We start from the raw sequence: 16656 nt of genomic DNA, 5'->3' as shown, positions 1-16656 counted from the left end.
TCAGCCCTCCCCCATCGCGACGATGCGATCCGTCAGGGATTTCTGGGCAGGCGTAACGATGAACTGATCCCACACGGGCCGCATCAGGTCGGCAAAGGGGGCTTTGTCGACCGGGTTCACCTTCACGTTCGAAGACGCGATGATCTGCTTCGCCTCTGCCACGCGCATATCCCACAGACGCCGCATTTCGACGACCGACCGCTTGGCGGCGCGCCGCACCAGCACGCGATCGTTTTCATTCAGCCTGTCCCAGCTCGCCTTGCTCATCACCAGCGCTTCGGGCGTGAGGAGGTGTTCGGTGAGGCTGAAATAGCTGATCGCCTCGTAATGACGTTCCCCGACCAGCGTCGGCCAGTTGTTTTCGGCACCGTCGATCACGCCCTGCGTCAGGGCCTGGTAAATCTCGCCGAACGGTATCGGCACCGCGTGTGCGCCGAGCGCGTTGATCATCGCGACATAGAGATCAGACGGCGGCACCCGGAGCTTGAGACCCGCCATGTCCCTGGGATGAAAGATCGGGTTGCGCTTGTTGTAGAAACTGCGCGCGCCTGAATCGTAATAGCACAGGCCGATCAACCCATGCGGTTCGAGCGAGGCGAGGATTTCTTCGCCGACGTCGCTGTCGACCACCCGTCGCATGTGCGCCACCGACTTGAAGATGAAAGGCAGACAGACCGGCAAGGTCAGCGGCTCGATGGAATTGAGCGGCGCGAAATTGACACGCGTCAGATCGAGACCGCCGAAACTGGTGATTTCCAGCGTGTCGGTTTCGCTGCCGAGCTGGCCGCCGGCAAATATCTTTATGCCCAGGCGGCCTCCGGTCCATTCGGACAGCAGATCGCCCATGTATTGGACCGCCTGCACGGTCGGATAGTTTTGCGGATGCGCATCGGCTGCGGTCAACACGCCGCCCAGTTTCGGCGCGCAGCCTGCGAGGAGGCCGGACGCGCCGAGGCCGACGACACCCTTCAGGAAAATGCGGCGATCGGAGGTTAGCCTGCCGGTCATGCGACGCCGTGCTCCTTCATCCACGCCAGCAACATCTGCGGCCATAGCGACAGCGTGCCGCGATCGATCCTGCGCATCCCGAAACCGTGGCCGCCTTCGGCGAACAGGTGAGTTTCGACCCCGATCCGCTTCGCCATCAGGGCGTCGCGCATTGCCAGAGTGTTCTGTACCGAGACCGCACTATCGTCTTCGGCATGCGCGAGGAAGAAGGGCGGCGCTTTGTCGGTAACGTTGCGATCCGGCGAATGCGCGCTCTCGGCCGATGCCGTGGGTCGCTCGCCCAGCAGCAGCAGCCGCGAACCGGCATGCGCCAGCGGTTCGTGCATCGAGATCACGGGATAGAGGAGCGCGGTACAGGCCGGAGTGCAATCTTCCCGATCCGCCGCATCGATCGGGGCGGGAGTGTTCGCGGCGTTGACGGTCGCCTCGGCGGCAACGTGCCCACCGGCGGAAAAACCGATCATCGCGATCCGCGCGGGATCGAAACCGAGCCGGTCGGAGTGATGGCGGGCCAGCCGCACTGCGCGCTGCGCGTCGCGTGACGGTACATCCGCGCGATCCGCCCAGCCTTCGCCGGGCAGGCGATGAAACAAGACAAACGCGGTGAGGCCGTTTTCGGACGCCCAGCGAGCCGTCTCGAGCCCTTCCTTGTCGACGACGATGTGCCTGTAACCGCCGCCGGGAATGATGACGATCGCGCCGCCGTTCGGCTGCCGGGCGCGCACGACCAGCATGCGCGGGTTGGAAATGCCGCTCAGCGCGCGGTCGCGTACACTGGTATCGATGCTGCGCTCCACCACCTGCTCGATCCTGTCCGCATCGAGGTTGCCGGGAGCGCCTTGGGGCCAAAGCTCGATCGTCTCCACCGGATCTGCGAATCCAGCCCGCGTCATCGCGCCGTCCGGCAACGCGGCAGCTGCCCTTGCGGCACCGCTTCCAAACGCCGCCAGAGCCACACTGGTTGCAAGCATTGACCGGCGATCCAGGCCCACTCTCTTCCTCTCCAACCGGCTTTTCACATTTTTTGGTAACCGGTGTCATTCGGCATTGCATTGGCGCTGCAAGCTTGTCAAGTTCGCCGGGAGAGGAGCAAATATGAAATTTTCCAGCACCCTGATCGGTCTCTTCGCCGGTGCCGCGCTATCGCTGGCAACCCCCACGGCACTGAGCGCACACCCGACCGACCCCACCAATGGCGGCGAGGGCGGCAAGGTCATCCGCGTCACCACGCTGGCCAAGGACGGACCGGGCTCCCTGGCCGAGGCATTGGCCGGCAAGGGGCCGCGCATCATCGTGTTCGAGGTTGGCGGCGCGATCGATCTGGAACGATCGTCGCTGCGCATAGACCAGCCTTACGTCACCATTGCCGGTCAGACCGCGCCCTCCCCCGGCATCACCCTGCTGCGCGGCGGGATCGACGTGGCGACTCACGACGTGAAGATCAGCCATCTGCGCATCCTCACCGGGGTCGATGGTCAGGCCAAACGCAGCGGGTGGGAGGCGGATGCCTTTTCAACGATCGCGGCGCATGACGTAGTGATCGAGAACAACACCTTCATGTGGGCGATCGACGAGAACATGTCGGCGAGCGGACCGCGCTTCACCGGGGATACGGTCGCAGACTGGCGCGCGGGCACCAGCCACGACATCGTCTTTCGCCTCAATATCGCCGCCGAGGGCCTGGCCGATGCCAGCCACCCCAAGGGCGAGCATTCGAAGGGCTCCCTCGTCCACGACAACGCGACCGGTATCGTGTTCGACCGCAATATCTGGGCGCATAATGTGGAGCGGTCCCCGCTGGTGAAGGGCGGCGCGCAGGTCCTGATGGTCAACAATTTCATCTACGATCCGATGCACCGGGCGGTGCATTACAATCTGATGGACCTCGAATGGGCCGGGCACGAACCGGTAACGGGCGAGATCACGGCAGTCGGGAACGTCATGCGTGGCGGCAACAGCACCGATGCGGACCTCCCCTTCCTGATGCTCGGCGGGGTCGGCGATCTGGCCTATTACGGTCGCGACAATGTCGCGGTCGACAGGCATGGTAACGAACTGCCCGATTTCGGCCGCTACGGCGACACTGCGGCCCGGCTCGTTGCGGCGGACCGGCCGCTCGCTTCGCTCGACGGGTACGACATCATGCCATCTTCCGAGGTCGAGACGACGCTGCTCGCCACTGCGGGCGCGCGCCCCTGGGACCGCAGCGCCGAGGAAGTCCGCATCCTCTTCTACATCGCCGAAGGTCGCGGCCACGTGATTGATTCCGAAGAGGAAGTCGGCGGATATCCGCAGATTGAATCGACCCGGGCGCCCTTCGTCGAGGCGAACTGGGACCTGAAAACGATGACGCCGAAGGCGGGGGTATATCCCGGACAGAAAGCCGGCGCGCAGGAGCACCTTTCTCCGCGCGACCGGGAGATGCGCAAGAGCGGGAACTGACGGTTCCCGCTCTTCGCGGCTAGCGGGCGACGTCGGCTCCGGCGAGGTCGAATGCCTCGACCTCGGCCCGGGTCACAGCCAGGGCGTCGCCCGGCCTGCCGTGCTTCATCGCGGCCAGTTTCAGGCCGAGCCGGGCCATCTGCTCCGGCTCTGCGCCGTCGAGCCATCCACACAGGACGCCGGTGGCAAAGGCATCGCCCGTGCCGATCCTGTCGACCACGGGCGCGATCCGGATTTCATCGGTCTGCGCTGCGCTGTCCTTCAGGTCGACGCGGGCGGCGAGCCGATGGGCTTGCGCCGATTCGACATGGCGCGCGGTCGAAGCGATCAGTTCGAGGTTCGGATAGGCGTCGAACGCCCGCTCCGCCGCGATCCTGCGCCGTTCGGGACCGGTGCCCTCCAGCTCCTCCCCCAGCAGCAGCGAAATATCGCGATGATTGCCGATCAGGATTGTCGCATGCGAGATCAGATCGTGCAGGATCGATCGGGCATCCCCATCCCACGCGTTCCACAGGTTCGCGCGATAATTCCCGTCGAAACATATCGGAACATCGAAACGCCTCGCCGCGTCCACCGCAGCCTGAGCCAGAGCGACCCCACGCGGACCGAGCGCGGGTGTAATTCCCGACATGTGCAGCAGCGCGGCGCCTTCGACGGCGGCATCCAGCTGCAGATCGTCGGGGGCCGCCAACGCGAAGGAACTGTGCTCGCGATCATAGGTGACGCGTCCCGCGATCGGTCCCGATGGATGTTCGAAAAAATAGGTCCCCATGCGCCCGGGCAAGAGGCTGATCGCGCGTGTGTCGACCCCCGCCTCCCCCAGGGCTGCGATCGCGCGCTGCCCGAGGCCGCTCGGAGGAAGCGCTGAGACCATCCGCGCGGAATAACCCATTCCCGCCAGACCCATCGCCACGTTCGCTTCCGCTCCGCCGACGTGCAGATCCAGCGTGTTCGCGCGCGATAGCGGCAGGCCCGCCGGCGGCGAAAGCCGCAGGAGCATTTCGCCGAAACAGACGACGTGACCGCCTCCGCTTGCGTTCATCGGGCGAGCCAGCCCCCGTCGACGGCGAGGATATGGCCCTGCACGTAATCGGCGGCGCTGCTCGCTAGGAATACGGCGGCCCCGCCGATGTCGCTTGGATTGCCCCAGCGGCCTTCGGGTATCCGCTCGAGGATCTGGCGGTTGCGCGTTTCGTCCTCCTGCAACGCTGCCGTGTTGTTGGTGGCGATATAGCCGGGCGCGATGGCGTTCACGTTGATGCCCTTGGGGGCCCATTCGTTCGCCATCAGCTTGGTCAGCCCGCCGACACCGCTTTTCGACGCGGTGTAGCTCGGCACCCGAACACCGCCCTGGAAGGTGAGCATCGAGGCGATGTTGACGATCTTGCCACGGGTGTCCTCACGCCTCGACGACCCGCTCATGTGGCGGGCGGCAGCTTGGCTGAGGAAAAACAGAACCTTCAGGTTCACATCCATGACCGCGTCCCAGTCTTCCTCGGAAAAATCGAGCGCATCGTTGCGCCGGATGATGCCTGCATTGTTCACCAGGATATCGAGCTGACCGAAGGTTTCCACCGTCTCCGCTACGATACGTTCGCACGGTTCGATGCTGGACAGGTCCGCCATCACGACATGCGCCCGACTGCCTGTATCTTCCACCAGACGGCGGGTTTCGGCGGGGTCCCGGCGGGCGACCAGGACCACATCCGCCCCGGCTTGCGCCAGCGCAACGGCAATGCCCTGCCCGATCCCGGTGTTCGCGCCCGTCACCACGGCGGTCCGCCCGGTGAGGTCGAAAGCGTTCGCGCTCATATCTGCCTATCCCTCTGCCGACGATCAGAGGCCGCGCAGGTAGGCGCTCAGCTGTTCGTCCTGCGAATTGGCATAGAACAGCTCGGCGAACTTTTCGCCCGCAATGGCACTCTTCAGGAGGTCCTGATCGACAGTCTTCACGACGGTCAGCATGTCGTGGCACGTCTTCGACTTGAGCTCCGACAGGACTCCGCGGTTCTTCGCCATGATCTGCGCACGCTCCTTCGGATAGCCTTCGCCCGGCGTGCCTTCGAACAATTTGCGATAGCAATCCTGCAGGTTGAGTTCCGCCGCCCAGCCGAAGCCCTTGGCGTAAGGCATGGCGATCGCGTTCCCATCGTTGATCTGCGCGAAGAGAAAGGCATCGGTGGGGTCGATGATCAAACCGCAGAAGACACCCGGCATCGCGTTCGCGGCGAGCATAGAACCCGTCCCCGTGCCGCAGCCGGTGACGACGAAATCGGCCGCGCCCGAATTCAGCAGGATGCCCGTCAACAGGCCGACCATCGGGTAGGTGATCTGGGCATCGTCGTCGGCGGTGTACATGCCGTAATTGTGCACTTCATGCCCCAGCGGCTCGACCACCGTCGTCAGCGCGTCGTGGATGATGCCGTTCTTGGCAGCCTGGCTGTTCTCGTTGATCAGCGCGATTTTCATGGGGGTACCTCTTCTATGATCTGGTCGATTGCGGCCATCGCAAAGCGCATCGAATCGCGCACACGGTAACCGGTGTCATAAGGCGTTATCGGGGGGATCTGGGCAAAATGCAACCGCCTCCGCCTAATCGCGCGGCGCCGCTACCGAGTTGCGCACAACCAGGCGCGCAGGAAACGTGGAGAGCGCCGCCGCCGGGTTGGTCGGTTCGATCAGCTTGAACGCCGCCGATTTGGCCATTTCGCGAATGGGCCAGCTGACGGTCGTCATCGGCGGCAGGATATGCGCCGCGATGGGGGAATCGTCGAAGCCGACGACCGAAAGCTGCGCCGGAACATCGATCCCCCGCGCCAGCGCTGCATGGAAGGCGCCGGCCGCCATCTCGTCGTTGCTTGCGAAGATGGCTGTCGGCGGATTGTCCGTATCCAGCAGCTTTTCCGCCGCGACGATCCCGGAATCGAACCGGTAATTTCCACTCCCGATCGCTTCGGGGGGAATCTCGAGCCCATGCTTTCTCATCGCCGCGGCGAAGCCTTCGGCGCGTTCCTGCGCGGATCGGAAACCGTCCGGCCCCTTGATGATCGCGATCCGGCGATGGCCGTTGGCGACGAGGTGGTCGATCACGCTTTCCACGCATTCGCGATCGTTCGACTGAACCAGGTGCTCGTCATCGTCCAGCCGGGCCGAGCCCATCCGGACATATCCGCACCCCATTTCGCGGCACAGCCGCGCCAGATCGTCGTTCTCTGAAATCGGGGGAAGTATCAGCACGCCGAACAGGCGCTGGATTTCCAGAAAGGAGCGGATGTCGTCCAGCATGTGCGGCGATCGCCGATCGACCGGGCGCACCACGAGGGCGAATTCCGTATCGCGAATGGCATCGAGCACCCCGACCTGGAAGTTGAGCACGGTCTGCGCGTTCGGATTGTCGTGCAGCAGCCCGATCAGGAAGTTGCGCCCCATCGCCAGCGCGCGCGCCTGCGGGTTCGGCCGATACCCCAGTTCGGCAATCACGCCTTCAACCTTGGTCCGCGTTTCCTGCTTCAGCAGGGGCGAGCGATTGATGACCCGACTGACGGTCTTCTTCGAAACGCCGGCCACGCGCGCGACATCGTTGATGGTCGGTTTTTGACTGGCGTCAGGCATCGTCTTCCCGTGTTTATGACAGGTTGTACTGGGGGATAGACCACCCAACGCATAATGCGAAGTGCTTCGCAAACCGATGGGGCGTTCCTCCGCAAACAGCTTTGACACCGGTGTCGTAATGCGCCAAGCGTTATCGGCAAGGCGTTTTTGGCGGGGCTAGTTTGATGGAAATGGCGAGCGATATCGCAACCGCATTCGTGGAAGCGCGAAAATCCGGACGTTCGATTGCGGAATATCCGGGCGAGCGGCCTGCCACGCTGGCGGCGGCGTATCGGGTTCAGGACCAGGCGCTGTCCCTGTGGGATCGCGAAGTGGCCGGATGGAAAGTTGGCAAGATCAATCCGCCCGCCAGCGAAGTGCTGGGCGCCAACCGGCTGGCCGGTCCGATCTTTGCCGATAGTATCCAGCGCGAAACGGACAGCCTTGCGACCTTCACGATCTTCGGCGGCGGGTTTGCCGCGGTCGAGGCGGAGTTCATGCTGCGCCTTAAGGTCCTCGGCGAAGCTCTGCCGCAGACCCCGCGCGAGGCCATGCGATGGATCGACGAGGTGCGGATCGGACTGGAAATCGCCTCGTCACCCTACGCCGGTATCAATGCCGACGGGCCGTGCGTCACGATTTCGGATCACGGCAACAACGCCGGTATTCTGCTGGGCAGGACTGTGCCGGAAGAAATGTGGAGCACGCTGAATAGCGTGCCCGTTTCGGTGCGTATCGACGATGCGGTGGTGGGCAGCGCGACGACCGCGGACATGCTCGACGGGCCGTTCGGGGCGGTCTGCTTCCTCCTGCAGAACCTGGCAGACCGGGGCGTCGGCCTTCGTTCTGGCTGGTGGATTTCGAGCGGGGCGATCACGGGGGTACATGAAATCCGCCCAGGCCAGCAAATCGGCGCTTCCTTCGGAGAGATTGGAAGCGCCGCGATTTCGACCACCACTTTCGGCGAGTGATCCGCTCGCCCGATTGGTGTCGGTGATTTCGGCCAGATAGCGAACGCCACCCGATCGGCAGGGCCCCTTCGTTCGTGCATTCCTCGAGCGGGCGATAATCTGAGAGTGTGAGCGAGTGCGATCGCTATTCGAAGGATTGCGTACCGCCAAGTCGCCGCGGTTGCGAGACTTGCCCCTGACACGCCCTGGTAGGCCACTTGCAAGGAAGCACCTGTCCCTATCGAGCGACGAGTGAACGTCCTGAATCCCCGACCGGCCGGGGCAATGGAGACTTCGGCCTCCATCGAGAAAAAATGAAATGGTGCCCAGAAGAGGACTCGAACCTCCACGACCTTGCGATCGCCGCCACCTGAAGACGGTGCGTCTACCAATTCCGCCATCTGGGCACACGAGGCAACCCGGTCGTCTTTGTCCGGGGCCTAGGGTAGGGGCGGGCAACTAGCGGAGGGTGCACCTGCCTGTCAACGCAATTGATCGTGCCATTTTCAGGATAATCGCCGGTCTTGCAGCGCTCGCCGCCATCCGGCAAAGCGAGCGCGAAACTTCGCGGACAATCGCCCCGCGCCACCCGCCCAGAAAGGCCGAGCAAATGCCCAGAACCACCCCGCTGACCGACAAGCTGGTGACGATTTTCGGCGGTAGCGGATTCATCGGCCGCCATGTCGCGGAAGACCTGCTGCAGCAGAACGCCCGCGTGCGAATCGCGGCGCGCAACCCGGAAGAGGCATTCTCGCTCAAGCCGCTGGCCAAGCTGGGCCAGCTGCAGTTCGCCCGCTGCAACATCCTCGACGAGGCAAGCGTGCGCGCGTGCGTCGAAGGCAGCGATGCGGTGGTCAACCTGGTCGGCAGCTTCGAAGGCGACCTGATGAAGCTGATGGGCGAAGCCGCGGGTTCGATGGCGAAGGCGGCGAAGGATGCCGGGGCACGCAGTTTCGTGCAAATCAGCGCCATCGGCGCGGATGCCCATGGCCCGTCGACTTACGCGCAGGCGAAGGCGCTGGGCGAAGAGCTGGTGCGCGAGGCGTTCCCCGAGGCGACGATCCTGCGTCCTTCGATCATTTTCGGGCCCGATGGCGGCATCCTGCAGATGTTCGCGGGGCTGATCGCAAATATCCCGGTCCTCCCGGTGTTTGCTCCCGATGCGCCTATGCAGGTTGTCCATGTCGACGATGTCGCCGCGGGCATTACGGCCGCGCTGCTCAAGCCTGCAGAGCACGCCGGCAAGACCTACGAGCTGGCCGGTCCTGACCGGTGGACGATGATGCAGCTGAACGAACGGATCGCGAAGGCGCAGCGGCGCAATCGCACGTTCCTGCCCATGCCCGATGCCGCAAGCGGCGCCTTTGCCGCCCTGCCCGGTACACCGATGAACAGCGACCAGTGGACCATGCTCAAGGCAGGCAGCGTGGCAAGTGGCGATGTCCCCGGCTTTGCCGCGCTGGGCATCCAGCCGCGTCCGCTCGAACTGGTGATCGACCAGTACATGGTCCACCACCGCAAGCATGGCCGGTTCGCGACCCGGATCGACAGCGCCGGCTAAGCCACAGGCTGCCGATTCAGACGGGAGCCTCGCCTCCCGCCGTGCCCTTATCGGCGATCAGCGCGATCGGTTCGACCAGCAGGATCGTGCCGTCGTTACCGCTGATCCGCACACGCTGACCAACCGCAGTGTCCGGCCCGCGCGCAATCCATTCGCTGTCGCCGACTTTGACCCTGCCGCTGCCACTCTCGATCGGCTGGACCACCAGCGCGATTTCGCCGACCATCCGCCCACCCTTCTGGTTGAGCAGGGGATCGCTACTGATGATCGGCTGGTAGCTGAGATAGCGGCGTGCGCTGTAGACGGCGATCAGCGCGAGGCTGACGAAGCTGATGATCTCCAGCGGCCAGCCGAAGCCGAACAGGTAGCTGAGCCCGCCGGTGATCAGCGCCGCCGCTGCCAGCCAGATCAGGTAGACGCCCGGCACCAGGATCTCGAGCACGGCGAGCGCCAGGCCGAGCGCGATCCACACCCAGTAATTGTCGACGCCGTCGATCATGATCCGTCGCGCCCGGTATGGGGCACGCCGCTCCGCGATGCCGCAGCCCGCTCACGCCCGGCAGGGATAGGCACCCCAGCATCCCCTTGCGTTTGCTCGACCGGCCCGATCGCGTCGCGCACCAGCTCGCCGATTCCGCCGAGCGAGCCGATCAGCTGGGTTGCCTCGACCGGGAACAGGATCGTCTTGGCATTGGGGCTGTCCGCGAACTTGCCGACCGCCTTCGTATATTCCTGCGCGATGAAGTAGTTGATCGCCTGGTTGCCCGAACCGGCAATTGCGTCGGACACCATCTGCGTTGCCTTGGCTTCGGCTTCGGCGGCACGCTCGCGCGCCTCGGCGTCGCGGAACGCGCTTTCGCGAGCACCCTCTGCTTTCAGGATGGCGCTCTGCTTCTCGCCCTCCGCGCGCAGGATGCGGCTCTGGCGGTCGCCTTCGGCTTCGAGGATTTCGGCACGCTTGAGGCGTTCGGCCTTCATCTGCCGGGCCATCGCTTCGGAGATGTCGCGCGGCGGGCGGATGTCCTTGATCTCGACGCGGGTGATCTTGATCCCCCACGGCGAGGTGGCGTGATCGACCACGCTCAGCAGGCGGGCATTGATCTCGTCTCGCTTGGACAGTGTTTCGTCCAGATCCATGCTGCCCATCACGGTGCGCAGGTTGGTGGTGGTGAGCGCCATGATCGCGGGATGCAGGCCCGAGACTTCGTAAGCCGCCTTGGGCGCGTCGAGCACCTGGAAGAACACCACCGCATCGACCCCGACCATCGCGTTGTCCTTGGTGATGATCTCCTGCCCCGGGATGTCGAGCACCTGTTCCATCATGTTGATGCGGTGGCCGACGCGGTCGATCAGCGGGAAGATGATCGTCAGGCCCGGATCGGCGGCCTTGGTGAACTTGCCGAACCGCTCGATCGTGTAGACGTAGCCCTGCTTCACCATCGTAATGGCGGTCATCAGGAAGATCAGCAGCAGGAAAACCAGCAGCCCGAGGACAACCCAACCCATCATTTTCTCTCTCCTATAACAGGAGCAAGTCTACCCCGGACGGGCCCCGGGTCAAAGCGAAACCGGCAAGAAATCGCCGATTTCGCGAGCGGTATCAGAGCGCTCTGCCGTAGAGTTCCAGCAGATCGGCATACGCCTTTTCGGCAGCCGGCTGGTTGTACGAGGGGCTATCGGGCACGGTCCATCCGTGGTCGCCCGCGAACACCTCGATCTGTGCTGGGCGTCCGGCCCTGGCTGCGGCCTCGCGCAGGATCGTCTTGTCCTCGGGCGCGTCGGCATCGTCGTTCTTCGCGATCGCGACGAGGTAGCGCGCCTGCGTGTCGTCGAAGGTGTTGTGCGGGCTCATCGGGTCGCCTTCGCGCACCAGTCCGCCGCCGTGGAAGCTGGCGACGCCCTTGATCCGCGACGGCACCGCAGCAGCGGACCAGAAGGTGAAAGGTCCGCCCATGCAATAGCCCTGCGTGCCGATTCCGCGTGCGGTGTCGACTTCGCTCTGCGCATCGAGCCACTCGACCGCCGCCCTGGCATCGGACATGATCGCCTCCGCGGTCAGCTTTTCGCGCCACGGCTTCACTTTCTGAAAGCCGCCAGTGCCCGCGAACTCGGCGAAATCGGAAAACTGCTCGCCCGACACATCGCGGTAATAGGGATTGACCACCAGCACCGCGTATCCCCGCCCGGCGAGCCTGCGGGCCATGTTGCACTTCGCCTCGCGCAGCCCGGCGATATCGGGCCAGAACAGCACGGCGGGGCTTGGCGTGCGGCTGGGCCTCACGAAAAACCCGTCCATCGTGCCGTCGGAGGTCGAAAAGCTGACGGCGCCTTCCGTCAAACGATTGTCGTAGGGGCCGGTCACACACCCTGCCAACGCGCCCGTCAGAACGGCAGCACCAGCACCCGCCCCGGCCATTCCGGCAAAGCCGCGTCGCGTCATTCTGGCTTCATGTGCCCAGCGGGCGAGATTCTGTTCATTGCACATCGACTATGGCTCCGCTCTGCTGGCCGGACTGCCCGGCGATCGGGATGTTATCGCGCGGGCATGGTCGCGCGTCGATGGCGGATCTGCAAGCTGGCCTGCAACACGATCCGCGCTCTGGCGAGGACCCGCACTTACCTAGCGCTTTTCGAACGCTGCGCTTATCTTCAACGTGACTTCGTCCGAGACCATGGGCAGCGCGAAATCGATCCCGAAGTCGGACCGCATGATCGTGGCGGAGCCCATGAAGCCGACCGTTTCGACCTTGCTCATCGGGTTGGTCCCCGCGCCGGTGAAGCGGGCATCGATGGTGACGGGCCGGGTCACACCGTTCATCGTGAGGTTGCCGGTAATCTCAGCCTCGGTGCCGCTGGGCGCGACATCGACGTCGGTCGAAACGAACCGCGCCATCCCAGCGTCGGGCCCGAAGAAGTCCGGCTCCGCCCCGTCCTTGCCTGCGCGCAGCAGGTGATCGTGCAGGCCCTGGCTGACGACGGTAATGCTGTCGATCGGAATGCTGACATCGACCATCGCATCGTCCGGGTTCGCCGGATCGATCGTCAGCGTGCCGTCGACATCGCCGAAAGCACCGAAATAGTCGTTGAAGCCGAAGTGGTTGACCGTCCACGCGACCAGCGTGTGCGACGGATCGGTTTCGTAGGTGCCCCCGCTGACACGGCTGACATCCATCGTGCCGGGGAGCTCGGGCGTTTCCTGAAACGCGAGGGCGGGAACGGTCGCCGCGCCGATCAGGGCGAAAACGGCAAGGGTCTGGGCGGTGCGCATGGCTCGAATCTCCTGCTGATGCTGATTGCGAGAGCGGATGCCCTGCGCGTGGCTCAGTAGAGCCAAATCCCCAGAACCGCCGATGTTCCCCGACAGATCATGAAATCACCGCCGCGTCAGCGCGTCCTCGCTCTCGGCCATCAGCGTGGCGATGATCTTGGCGACGGGCTCTTCTTCCTTGACCATGCCGACCGATTGCCCCGCCATCAGGCTGCCGTTCTCGACATCGCCGTCGATCACCGCGCGGCGCAGCGCGCCCGCCCAGTAATGCTCGACCTGCAGCTGCGCCTCGGCCATCGCGATTTCTTCGCGGTCCAAGCGCCCGGCGATCTCGCGCTGGGTGGCGGTGAATTCCTCGGTGCCCTTGTTCTTGAGCGCGCGCACCGGGATCACCGGCAGCCGCGCATCGACCTGCACGCTGGCAACCGCTTCGCGGGCGGAGGCGCGGAAGAACGCCTTCTTGAAATTCTCGTGCGCAATGCTCTCGGTCGCGCAGGCGAAGCGCGTGCCCAGCTGCACGCCGCATGCGCCCATCTCGAGGTAGCCCGCAATCGCGCTACCGCGCCCGATGCCGCCCGCGACGAAGATCAGATGATCGGCAGAAAGGTCGGGCAGCATTTCCTGCGCCAGCACGCTGGTCGAAACCGGGCCGATATGGCCGCCCGCTTCCATCCCTTCGATCACCAGCGCATCCGCACCCGAACGCAGCAGCTTCTTGGCCAGCGCCAGCGTCGGCGCGAAACAGATGACCTTGGCCGGGTTCTTGCCGCCCTTGATCGCCTCGACGCTGCCCTTGGGCGGGATGCCGCCCGCGAGCACGACGTGCGTGACGGCGTGCTTTTCGCAGACCGCGATCAGATCGAACAGCTGCGGGTGCATGGTGATGAGGTTGACGCCGAAGGGCTTGTCGGTGAGGCTTTTCGTCTCGGCGATCTCTGTATCGAGCAGTTCGGGCGTCATCGCCCCGCAAGCGATCACGCCGAAGCCGCCCGCGTTGGAGATGGCGGACACGAGGTTGCGTTCCGAAACCCAGCTCATCGCGCCACACAGGATCGCGTATTTGCTGCCGAGGAAATCTGCGCCGCGCGCCATCAGCGCGTCTGTCTTGGGAGTATCGCTCATGATGAGGCGGTTACGATCCTCGTGCCCGCCGGGCAAGCGCTAGAACCAGCCTGCCTCTTTCAATTCGGTCACGCGCGTGCGCGAGACGGGCGCTTCGAGCCCGTCGGGCAGCACCAAGCGCAGGTTGCGCCCGTCGCGCTTTACGTCCTCGACCGCGTCGCGCGCGACCCACCAACTGCGGTGGACCTGTGCGCCATCGATGCCCTCCAGCTCCGCCACCGCATCGCGCATCCTCAGCAGGATCAGTTCGGAGCCGAGCGCGGTATGCGCGCGCACGTAATGATCCTCCATCTCGAGCGCGAAGAGATCACTGCCGAGATGCGCGGGCAGTCGGTCGAGGAAACGAGCGGCTGGCGGTGGCGGAGTCTCCCCCTGTGGCTCGGGCGGCGATGGCTTGTCGGTCACAGGCACGGCCTTGCGCCGTTCGAGCTGGTGAAACAGCAGAGTCACCCCGCTGCCGACCAGCAGCACGTAGGGGTAGGTTCGCGCGAAGCGATCGAACGTGGGCAACGCGAACGGCCCGGGGAGCTGCCCCGCGAAGAATACCGCCAATGTCACCGGCACGCTCGCCAGCAGGCATGCGGCAACCCATAGCGGCCATTCCGGCAGGTCGAGCCGGGGGCCCAGGCTGGTCACAAGCGCGCCAATCGGGCGGTAACACCCGTACCCCACCACCGCGAGGCCGACCCAGTAGAGGAGGCGGACGGGCAGCGGCATCTGGAAGGTTCCGAAAGGCCCCATCACCGCCAGCAGAACGCCGAGCACCACCATGATCGACAGGTCGATCAGCACCTTGCGCAGCACCGGGTGCTGGGCGGTATCCTCGGCGCGGCGCTCGCTCGTGTCCATTGGCGCAATGGTGGCGGACCATTCGCGCTTCGTAAAGTGGCAAACGCGCGCAAATCGGGCGCTTTCGCGAAGGTCTCGCCTCGTCCGCGAAGCCCGCGTTGCCCGCGAACGGGCATGCGGCATCGAGGGGTCAGACAGAGACGCAGGAGACTTTCGCATGACCACCACCGCCGCCCCGACCACGCGCTCCAAGCCCCACTTCGACAATGGCCCGCTCATCAAATCGATCGTCACGGTAGCGGGCACGCTGATGACCATTGCCATCGCGGTGGCGCTCTTCAAATTCCTGACCGGCCTCGCACCCGACGACGGGCGCTATCGCAACATTGCCATCGCGATCCACATCGTCACCGTGCTGCCCTGCGTGCCGCTGGGCGCTTACCTGCTGCTCTCGACCAAGGGCACGAAACTGCACAAGATGCTCGGCAAGATCTGGGTCAGCCTGATGGTCGTCACCGCCATCGCGATCACCTTCGTGCGCGGTGGGAGCGACTTCAGCTGGATTCACATCTTCGTGCCGATCACGCTGCTGGGGGCCTGGCAGGTCGTGCGCACCGCGCGCAAGGGCGACCTTGCGAGCCATCGCCGGAACATCACCCGCATGTACCTCGGCGCGCTGATGATCCCCGGCCTGTTCGCCTTCCTGCCGAGCCGCTTGATGGGCATGTGGCTGTTCGGCTGAGGAGCCCAGCCTTCGATCAGTCGTAGCTGAGCGTGACCCGGTCCCCCGCTTCCTTCGCGAGGCGGCGGGCTTCGTCCGTATCGCCCGCCGTGGCCAGCGCAACGCCCATGCGGCGGTAGGGCCGCGTCACGGGCTTGGCGAAGATGCGGATGTCCGCGCCGTTCTCCATCGCCTCGGCCAGCCCGTCGTAGGACACGTTCTCGCTCTCGCGGTCGGCGAGGATCACCGCGCTGGCGGCCGGGCGCGCACGGATCGTCTCGGGCACCGGGAGGCCCATCACCGCGCGGGCGTGGAGGTCGAACTCGGTCAGGTTCTGGCTGACCAGCGTGACCATCCCGGTGTCGTGCGGGCGTGGCGAAAGCTCCGAGAAGATCACTTCGTCTCCGCGCACAAAGAACTCGACCCCGAACAACCCGTAGCCGCCCAGATTATCGACCACCTTGCGCGCCATCTCCTGCGCGTCTGCCAGCGCGGCCGCGCTCATCCCGTGCGGCTGCCAGCTTTCCTGATAGTCGCCGCGTTCCTGCCGGTGGCCGATCGGCGGGCAGAAGGTGATGCCGTCTTTATGCCGCACGGTCAGCAGCGTGATCTCGTAATCGAAGGCGATAAACTGCTCGACGATCACCCGCGCCCGGTCGCCGCGCATGTTGGCGACCGCGTAGTCCCAAGCGGCCTCCAGCCCAGCTTCGTCCTGCACCGTGCTCTGGCCCTTGCCCGAGGACGACATGACCGGCTTGATGACGCAGGAAAAACCCGTGTCGCTCGCCGCCGCGCGCACTTCCTCGAGGGTGGTCGCATAGCCATAGCGCGAGGTGCGCACGCCCAGCTCCTGCGCCGCCAGGTCGCGGATCGCGTCGCGGTTCATGGTCAGCTGCGCCGCGCGCGCGGTGGGAACGACATGCACGCCCGCCGCCTCGACCTCGGCCAGCACCTCGGTCCGGATCGCCTCGATCTCGGGCACGACATGGTCGGGCTGGTGCTTCTCGATCACGCTGCGCAGCGCTTCGCCGTCGAGCATCGAGAACACCTCGCGCGCGTCGGCCAGCTGCATCGCGGGCGCATTGTCGTAGCTGTCGCAGGCGATCACGTAAGCGCCCAGCCGCTTGGCCGAGATAACAAACTCGCGCCCCAGCTCGCCCGAGCCGAGCAGCAGGATTTTGGCGGTGTGGCTCACCCGGCCAGC

The 16656-nt window shown here is 64.9% G+C and carries 17 protein-coding genes and 1 tRNA gene; 4 read left to right on the top strand and 14 right to left on the bottom strand.

Annotated elements, in window-relative coordinates:
• Together AAG591_RS07560 and AAG591_RS07555 are read right to left on the bottom strand one after the other, a co-directional pair.
• Positions 1-1008: a TRAP transporter substrate-binding protein gene (locus tag AAG591_RS07560; RefSeq protein ID WP_342530499.1), complete on the bottom strand. Its 1008-nt coding sequence runs from the start codon at positions 1006-1008 to the stop codon at positions 1-3.
• Positions 1005-1901: an alpha/beta hydrolase gene (locus AAG591_RS07555; protein ID WP_342530498.1), complete on the bottom strand. Its 897-nt coding sequence runs from the start codon at positions 1899-1901 to the stop codon at positions 1005-1007. The genes AAG591_RS07560 and AAG591_RS07555 overlap by 4 nt, the downstream gene beginning before the upstream one ends.
• Before the next feature lie 202 nt (positions 1902-2103).
• On the opposite strand from AAG591_RS07555, the gene AAG591_RS07550 reads away from it, so the two are divergent.
• Positions 2104-3450, top strand: a complete 1347-nt coding sequence (locus AAG591_RS07550) for a pectate lyase family protein (protein WP_342530497.1) — start codon at positions 2104-2106, stop codon at positions 3448-3450.
• A 19-nt stretch (positions 3451-3469) separates the two neighbouring features.
• On the opposite strand, the gene AAG591_RS07545 is transcribed toward AAG591_RS07550, so the two are convergent.
• The 4 genes from AAG591_RS07545 to AAG591_RS07530 all read right to left on the bottom strand — a co-directional run bounded on the left by AAG591_RS07545 (position 3470) and on the right by AAG591_RS07530 (position 7062).
• Positions 3470-4492: a sugar kinase gene (locus AAG591_RS07545; RefSeq protein WP_342530496.1), complete on the bottom strand. Its 1023-nt coding sequence runs from the start codon at positions 4490-4492 to the stop codon at positions 3470-3472.
• Positions 4489-5262: a 2-dehydro-3-deoxy-D-gluconate 5-dehydrogenase KduD gene (gene kduD / locus AAG591_RS07540; RefSeq protein WP_342530495.1), complete on the bottom strand. Its 774-nt coding sequence runs from the start codon at positions 5260-5262 to the stop codon at positions 4489-4491. The genes AAG591_RS07545 and kduD overlap by 4 nt, the downstream gene beginning before the upstream one ends.
• 24 nt (positions 5263-5286) lie before the next feature.
• Positions 5287-5919 carry an RpiB/LacA/LacB family sugar-phosphate isomerase gene (locus AAG591_RS07535; RefSeq protein ID WP_342530494.1) on the bottom strand — a complete coding sequence of 211 codons (633 nt, stop codon included), beginning with the start codon at positions 5917-5919 and terminating at the stop codon, positions 5287-5289.
• A 123-nt stretch (positions 5920-6042) separates the two neighbouring features.
• Positions 6043-7062, bottom strand: coding sequence for a LacI family DNA-binding transcriptional regulator (locus tag AAG591_RS07530; protein WP_342530493.1), 1020 nt, complete (start codon positions 7060-7062; stop codon positions 6043-6045).
• Between the two features lie 170 nt (positions 7063-7232).
• Here AAG591_RS07530 and AAG591_RS07525 point away from each other — a divergent pair, with 170 nt between their 5' ends.
• Positions 7233-8012: a 2-keto-4-pentenoate hydratase gene (locus AAG591_RS07525; RefSeq protein WP_342530492.1), complete on the top strand. Its 780-nt coding sequence runs from the start codon at positions 7233-7235 to the stop codon at positions 8010-8012.
• A 299-nt stretch (positions 8013-8311) separates the two neighbouring features.
• Here the strand turns inward: AAG591_RS07525 and AAG591_RS07520 are convergent.
• Positions 8312-8398, bottom strand: a tRNA-Leu gene (locus AAG591_RS07520).
• Between the two features lie 203 nt (positions 8399-8601).
• Between AAG591_RS07520 and AAG591_RS07515 the strand changes: the two genes are divergently transcribed.
• Positions 8602-9552 (top strand): complex I NDUFA9 subunit family protein, encoded by a 951-nt coding sequence (locus AAG591_RS07515; protein ID WP_342530491.1) that lies wholly within the window; start codon positions 8602-8604, stop codon positions 9550-9552.
• Positions 9553-9568: 16 nt separating this feature from the next.
• Here the strand turns inward: AAG591_RS07515 and AAG591_RS07510 are convergent, their stop codons facing one another.
• The 6 genes from AAG591_RS07510 to AAG591_RS07485 all read right to left on the bottom strand — a co-directional run bounded on the left by AAG591_RS07510 (position 9569) and on the right by AAG591_RS07485 (position 14791).
• On the bottom strand, positions 9569-10051 hold the full coding sequence (locus AAG591_RS07510; RefSeq protein ID WP_342530490.1) for an NfeD family protein: 483 nt from the start codon (positions 10049-10051) through the stop codon (positions 9569-9571).
• Complete coding sequence (locus AAG591_RS07505; RefSeq protein ID WP_342531231.1) at positions 10048-11058, bottom strand: SPFH domain-containing protein; 1011 nt, start codon at positions 11056-11058, stop codon at positions 10048-10050. Before AAG591_RS07505 ends, AAG591_RS07510 begins: the two co-directional genes overlap by 4 nt.
• 94 nt (positions 11059-11152) lie before the next feature.
• The gene (locus tag AAG591_RS07500; RefSeq protein WP_342530489.1) at positions 11153-12037 is read right to left on the bottom strand and encodes a dienelactone hydrolase family protein; all 885 of its coding nucleotides are present in this window, start codon (positions 12035-12037) and stop codon (positions 11153-11155) included.
• A gap of 135 nt (positions 12038-12172) precedes the next feature.
• Positions 12173-12820 (bottom strand): YceI family protein, encoded by a 648-nt coding sequence (locus tag AAG591_RS07495; RefSeq protein ID WP_342530488.1) that lies wholly within the window; start codon positions 12818-12820, stop codon positions 12173-12175.
• Positions 12821-12925: 105 nt separating this feature from the next.
• On the bottom strand, positions 12926-13942 hold the full coding sequence (locus tag AAG591_RS07490) for an NAD(P)H-dependent flavin oxidoreductase (RefSeq protein WP_342530486.1): 1017 nt from the start codon (positions 13940-13942) through the stop codon (positions 12926-12928).
• 39 nt (positions 13943-13981) lie between these two features.
• Positions 13982-14791 carry a LytTR family DNA-binding domain-containing protein gene (locus tag AAG591_RS07485; protein WP_342530485.1) on the bottom strand — a complete coding sequence of 270 codons (810 nt, stop codon included), beginning with the start codon at positions 14789-14791 and terminating at the stop codon, positions 13982-13984.
• A 157-nt stretch (positions 14792-14948) separates the two neighbouring features.
• Between AAG591_RS07485 and AAG591_RS07480 the strand changes: the two genes are divergently transcribed.
• Positions 14949-15473 (top strand): DUF2306 domain-containing protein, encoded by a 525-nt coding sequence (locus AAG591_RS07480; protein ID WP_342530484.1) that lies wholly within the window; start codon positions 14949-14951, stop codon positions 15471-15473.
• A 16-nt stretch (positions 15474-15489) separates the two neighbouring features.
• Here AAG591_RS07480 and purT read toward each other — a convergent pair whose 3' ends face one another.
• The gene (gene purT / locus AAG591_RS07475; protein WP_342530483.1) at positions 15490-16647 is read right to left on the bottom strand and encodes a formate-dependent phosphoribosylglycinamide formyltransferase; all 1158 of its coding nucleotides are present in this window, start codon (positions 16645-16647) and stop codon (positions 15490-15492) included.
• Positions 16648-16656: the final 9 nt, after the last annotated feature.

The sequence above is a fragment of the Citromicrobium bathyomarinum genome (genome assembly GCF_038594485.1).
Taxonomy (GTDB): domain Bacteria; phylum Pseudomonadota; class Alphaproteobacteria; order Sphingomonadales; family Sphingomonadaceae; genus Alteriqipengyuania; species Alteriqipengyuania bathyomarina_A.
This window is presented reverse-complemented; position numbering and strand designations above follow the sequence as displayed.